General features: G+C 37.4%; 3 protein-coding genes and 1 tRNA gene. 2 read left to right on the forward strand and 2 right to left on the reverse strand.

Translation table 11 applies throughout. The features are described from left to right. Nucleotides 1-56: 56 nt before the first annotated feature. Together AC1WHX_RS10295 and AC1WHX_RS10300 are read left to right on the forward strand one after the other, a co-directional pair. The gene (locus tag AC1WHX_RS10295) at nt 57-743 is read left to right on the forward strand and encodes an SGNH/GDSL hydrolase family protein (protein WP_302545197.1); all 687 of its coding nucleotides are present in this window, start codon (nt 57-59) and stop codon (nt 741-743) included. Between the two features lie 40 nt (nt 744-783). Continuing rightward, nucleotides 784-2,160 (forward strand): GDSL-type esterase/lipase family protein, encoded by a 1,377-nt coding sequence (locus AC1WHX_RS10300; protein ID WP_122337843.1) that lies wholly within the window; start codon nt 784-786, stop codon nt 2,158-2,160. 300 nt (nt 2,161-2,460) lie between these two features. On the opposite strand, the gene AC1WHX_RS10305 is transcribed toward AC1WHX_RS10300, so the two are convergent. Together AC1WHX_RS10305 and tamL are read right to left on the reverse strand one after the other, a co-directional pair. Beyond that, nucleotides 2,461-2,534: transfer RNA gene (locus AC1WHX_RS10305), tRNA-Arg, on the reverse strand. Between the two features lie 87 nt (nt 2,535-2,621). Further along, nucleotides 2,622-4,943: a translocation and assembly module lipoprotein TamL gene (gene tamL / locus AC1WHX_RS10310; RefSeq protein ID WP_122337830.1), complete on the reverse strand. Its 2,322-nt coding sequence runs from the start codon at nt 4,941-4,943 to the stop codon at nt 2,622-2,624. Nucleotides 4,944-5,144 lie beyond the last annotated feature (201 nt).

A 5,144-nucleotide genomic window follows, 5' to 3' on the forward strand; every position in this document is an offset into this window, starting at 1 on the left:
ATTTTATAGTACATTTTTTCTTTTCATAAAATACACATATTAAACACACAAAAACCATGAAACTTTCAAAGATTATTTTTATCATTGCGATTTTTATTTTTACAGCAAATTCGGTTCAGGCAAAAAAAATTACACCTAAACGAGAAACAGTAGAATGGATAGATGTATGGTTACCACATACTAACGATGACAAATTACCAAGAGTATTGCTTATCGGAAACTCCATTACACGAGGATATTATCCAAAAGTTAAAAAATTACTCAAAGGAAAAGCTTATGTCGCACGATTAACAACTTCCAAAAGTTTAGGAGATCCGGCACTCATTCAAGAAATAAATCTGATAATGAGTTACGGGAAATTCGATTTAGTACACTTCAATAACGGATTACACGGCTGGGAATATACCGAAGACGAATATGATGCAGCATTTCCCGACATGATCAAGGCTATTCGCAAAAATGCACCGAATGCGAAACTGATTTGGGCTACAACCACACCTATACGCACAGGGAAATACTGCGAACGACTCGAAGAAAGAGTAGCTCGCATTGTTACCAGAAATGAAATAGCACAAAAACATATTTCAAAAGCAAAAGATATAAAAACCAACGATTTATTCAATCTAATACTCGACCATCCCGAATATTTTATCGGAGGAGATGGTGTGCATCCTATAGACAAAGGCTATCAAGTACTTGCAGAACAAGTTGCAAAAAAAATTTTAGAATCTTTGAGTGAATAAAAAGAACTTAAAGAAGATATTTCTCATTAATACACACACAATGAAAAAAATAGTATTATTTGCCTTTATTGCATTTCTATATTCGACAGCTTATGCACAAATAAAAGTTGCCTGTATCGGGAATAGCATAACTGCAGGATCAGGTATAAAAAACCGAGATAAAGATAGTTACCCGTCTGTATTGAACCAAATGCTGGGAAAAGACTATTTAGTGCGTAATTTCGGAATCAGCGGACGTATTATTATAAACAAAGGCGATAATCCCTATATGAAAGAAAAAACATATCGAGATGCCTTAAAATTTTTACCGGACATAGTCATTATCAAATTAGGGACGAATGACTCCAAGCCTCAGAACTGGAAATACAAGAATGACTTCAAATCTGATTTGGAAACAATGATTCAAGATTTTCAGGATCTTTCATCCCAGCCCAAAATATATCTATGCACTCCGGCAAAAGCTTATGGAATACAATGGGGTATCAATGACAGTATCATAACTAAAGGAATCATACCCATCATCAGACAAATCGCACAAGAAAAAAAGCTACCTGTCATCGATATACATACAGCGACCGATAATATGCCAAATCTCTTTCCGGATAAAATACACCCAAACCCCGAAGGAGCAATTATCATTGCAGAAACAGTTTATGAAAACATCAAAAATGAAAAGCAATACCATACTATGCAAGCTTTTCCCGGAATAAAAAGCAAATGGGAGCGATATGACCGATATGATTTCAAATTCAAAAACCGTAACGCCATCGTAGTAGTTCCACAAAAAGCTGCTCCGGGAAATCCTTGGATATGGCGACCGGCGTTTTTCGCAGCATTTCCCAGCGTAGATATTGCTCTGCTAGCAAAAGGGTTTCATGTCGCCTATTATGATCTCACTCATTTATACGGAAGTCCTCATGCCGTAAAGTTAGGAACTGAATTTTGTAACTATATGAGAGATTTTTATCAACTTTCCTCCAAAGTAACCGTCGAGGGGTTCAGCAGAGGAGGATTCTTTGCGTTCAACTGGGCTGCACAAAATACCGACCGAGTAGCATGTCTGTATGTCGATGCACCTTTATGTGATCTTTTTTTATGGCCTGGAAGAGACAATAAAAAATTATGGAACGATGTATTGAAGGAATGGAATTTAAAAGACAATCAAATGACTGAAGATAAAGGAAAATCTATTTACAGGCTCAAAGCTTTGGCAGAGGCAAATATTCCGATTATCAGCGTTTGCGGTGACAGCGATGAAGCTGTACCCTTCGAACAGCACATGAATATTATCAGAAAACGTTACTTAGAACTGGGAGGTACAGTTAGAGTAATCACAAAACTCGGTTGCGGACACCATCCACACAGTTTGACAGATCCGACACCCATTGTCAATTTTATTCTCAAATACACAAAATAAGCATTTTCTGATGCAAACAAATATGGCAAATTTTAATAATGGTCCTCAAAAAGCTAAATAGAGAATTTTTTGAGGACCATTATTTTCGACCATTTTTCAATTCTATTTTATTCTGTAACAGTATTCAAAGACCCAGTATCTTTATTCCTCAACTGTTCATAGAATGCGGCAATAGAGGTATTTATATAAGGAATAACCCAGATAAATCCGATAACGGTAATCCAGTCCAAAACAAAGAATTGCAAGAAAACATATAAATAATAAGCAGTTAATCATTCGACTAACTGCTTATTATTTCGGTGATCGGGCTGGGATTCGAACCCAGGACCCACAGCTTAGAAGGCTGTTGCTCTATCCAGCTGAGCTACCCGACCGGCCTTACTTTTTATTCAAAAGCGATGCAAAGATAATATTTTTTATCGGATTTCCAAATATGACAAATGTATTTTTATATACAACCATCAGAAGGGATATCCTACAGCAAAATGCAATGTCGCATCCCGATTAAAATTTTGATAAGAAATCACCCACTTACTTTTATTCACAACTGAAGGATCATACAACTTCATCCCCAAATCAAGGCGTAAAATAAAATAGTTAAAATCTAGTCTCATACCTAAGCCATAAGCCATCGCAATCTCCTTATAAAAAGATTTCAATTGAAATTTACCTCCGGGTTGTGACGGATAATTACGTATTGTCCAAATATTCCCGGCATCTAAAAATGCAGCCAGTTCAAGTTTCCAAATCAATTTACTGCGATATTCTGCATTCATATCTAATCGAATATCCCCGCATTGATTCATAAAATCCGTCATAGGATTCGTTCCTCTGTAACGTCCCGGGCCAAGACCTCGGACCGACCAACCTCTCACACTATTAGCTCCCCCCGAAAAATAACGCTTTTCAAACGGTACCATCTCAGAATTTCCATAAGGAACTGCGATTCCTGCCCCTACATGCAATGCCAGCGAATTACGCTCATTCAACAAAATAGTATAAGCATAATCCAAGTCGGCTTTTGCATACTGCGCATAACGAATTCCCAATATACTGTATTCTCCATATTCTCCCGGCTCATGTCTAGTAAGTTTAGATATACCATACAACAAGTTACCGGCTATCTCTCCCGCAGCTCGTAAAGTGTAAATATTTCCGGAAACTTTCTTTACTCCCGGCCTCAAGTTTGATTGATAAAAAACATAGGAAGAACGCATAATAAAATGGTTCTCGTAGCTATACCTCAACAAAGGATTACTCGAAGCAATACTATCAAGATTACTGATAAACCGCTCGGTCGTTTTCGGCAAATAAATATAACTGATATCTACCAAGTCGAGATGATGCCGATACATATTATTATGACTATACCATTTATAATTCCATCCGCCACCTGCAATTACCCGAGTATATTCGGGACGTTGCTGATAGTTGAAATTCAATGTGAATTCGGTTGTCGCACGCATACGCCGACGTACCGTCGGACTAACAAAAGGGAAAAGGAACTTCGGAAATGAAATTCCAACTTCCGCACCCAACTCAAGGTAATTATCGTTCAAAAGCCCTCCCAAATCCCCCGAAAGGCTTTCGTAAGCTGCTCTTAATTTGGTCGTAAATGTTTCCGACCCGTGAAACATGTTCCGATGCTGATGCGTCAAACCGAGCGCAAAACCCAGATCGCCCGCCGAATTAGTACCTTCAACATCTACAGAGATCGTCTGAGGCTTGCCTTCGGTCAACAAAATATAACAATCCAATACAGGATCTCCGTCAATATTGAGAGGGTGAAATTGTATATTGACATATTTTACTACCCGAAGACGACCAAATGCAGAAAATGTGTTATCGACCGCCCTGTTACTGTAACGCATTCCGGGACGTATATAACAATTTTCCACTAAAGTTGCAGGCGTCAAGTATTTTTTATTCCCATAAAATATCCTGAAGCCCTTATAATCGACCGTATCTTTTACATTGAAACGTAAATCTTGCTCGATATTCATCGGGTTATAATCGGTCATAAAATAGACATTCCGGATATGATATACTTCATGCTTGCTGAATACCATATCCGAACGAGTGGTATCCTGCAACAAAGGAGGCATAAGATTCAGTTCCAGATCCACTTCATAATTTCGAGACGTCGTATCAGCCGTATAGGTAATATATTCTTTATTAAAAGCATAATATCCCCTGTTTCTTAACAACGTAGAAATACGCTGACGTTCCTGCTCCAACAAGTTCCGATCAAAAATAGCCCCTTTCTTCAATAGAAAAGCCGAAGTATCAGCTAATATAATACGGGCAATGCTATCATTAGAAATATTATAAGTTATATTTTCAATATGATATGGTTTTCCCGGCTTAACCTGGTAACGGACTTTCATCTTTTTTTTCCGGGCAATAGTATCTACCGTCACCACGGCATTTTCATATCCTCGGTTACGTAGTGCTTTCGTAATCTCTAAACGTGACTTCTCTGTCAAGTCAGGATCATAAATCACCGGCGGTGTCCCGACTTTTCTCAGCCACCGATTCCAACGAGTATCTTTGTCTCCTGAAAGATTATAGAAAAACAAAGGAAGCCCAACTAAACCAAAAGTTTTATGATTAGGTTCTTGCCTTACATACGATTTTAACTCCGATGATTTCACATTCTTATTATCAGAAGTTACACTCACCTTATTCAAAAGATATTGCCCCTCTCCTACATGCCGAGTCGTATTGCAAGATGCAACCAGCAATAAACCGAACAAACAAAATAAAAAGCGGAAGTATCTCATATTTTTACCTTATCCGAGGAGCAGATGTAATTTCAGAATCTCTTTACAAACGTACAGAAATATTGTTTTATGCACAAAATTAACAACTCAAAATTATGTTATCAACAATAAAACATAGTTTTCAATTATTTAGTCCAATACTAAATTTAAAATTCATCGTTCTTTGTTTTATAATAATTTATCATTAAAACAGGACTATAT

The organism is Coprobacter sp. (assembly GCF_982436375.1).

Coding starts and splice junctions, on each gene's coding strand:
- AC1WHX_RS10295 (WP_302545197.1), top strand. CDS start 57: ATGAAACTTTCAAAGATTATTTTTATCATTGCGATTTTTATTTTTACA.
- AC1WHX_RS10300 (WP_122337843.1), top strand. CDS start 784: ATGAAAAAAATAGTATTATTTGCCTTTATTGCATTTCTATATTCGACA.
- tamL (WP_122337830.1), bottom strand. CDS start 4,943: ATGAGATACTTCCGCTTTTTATTTTGTTTGTTCGGTTTATTGCTGGTT.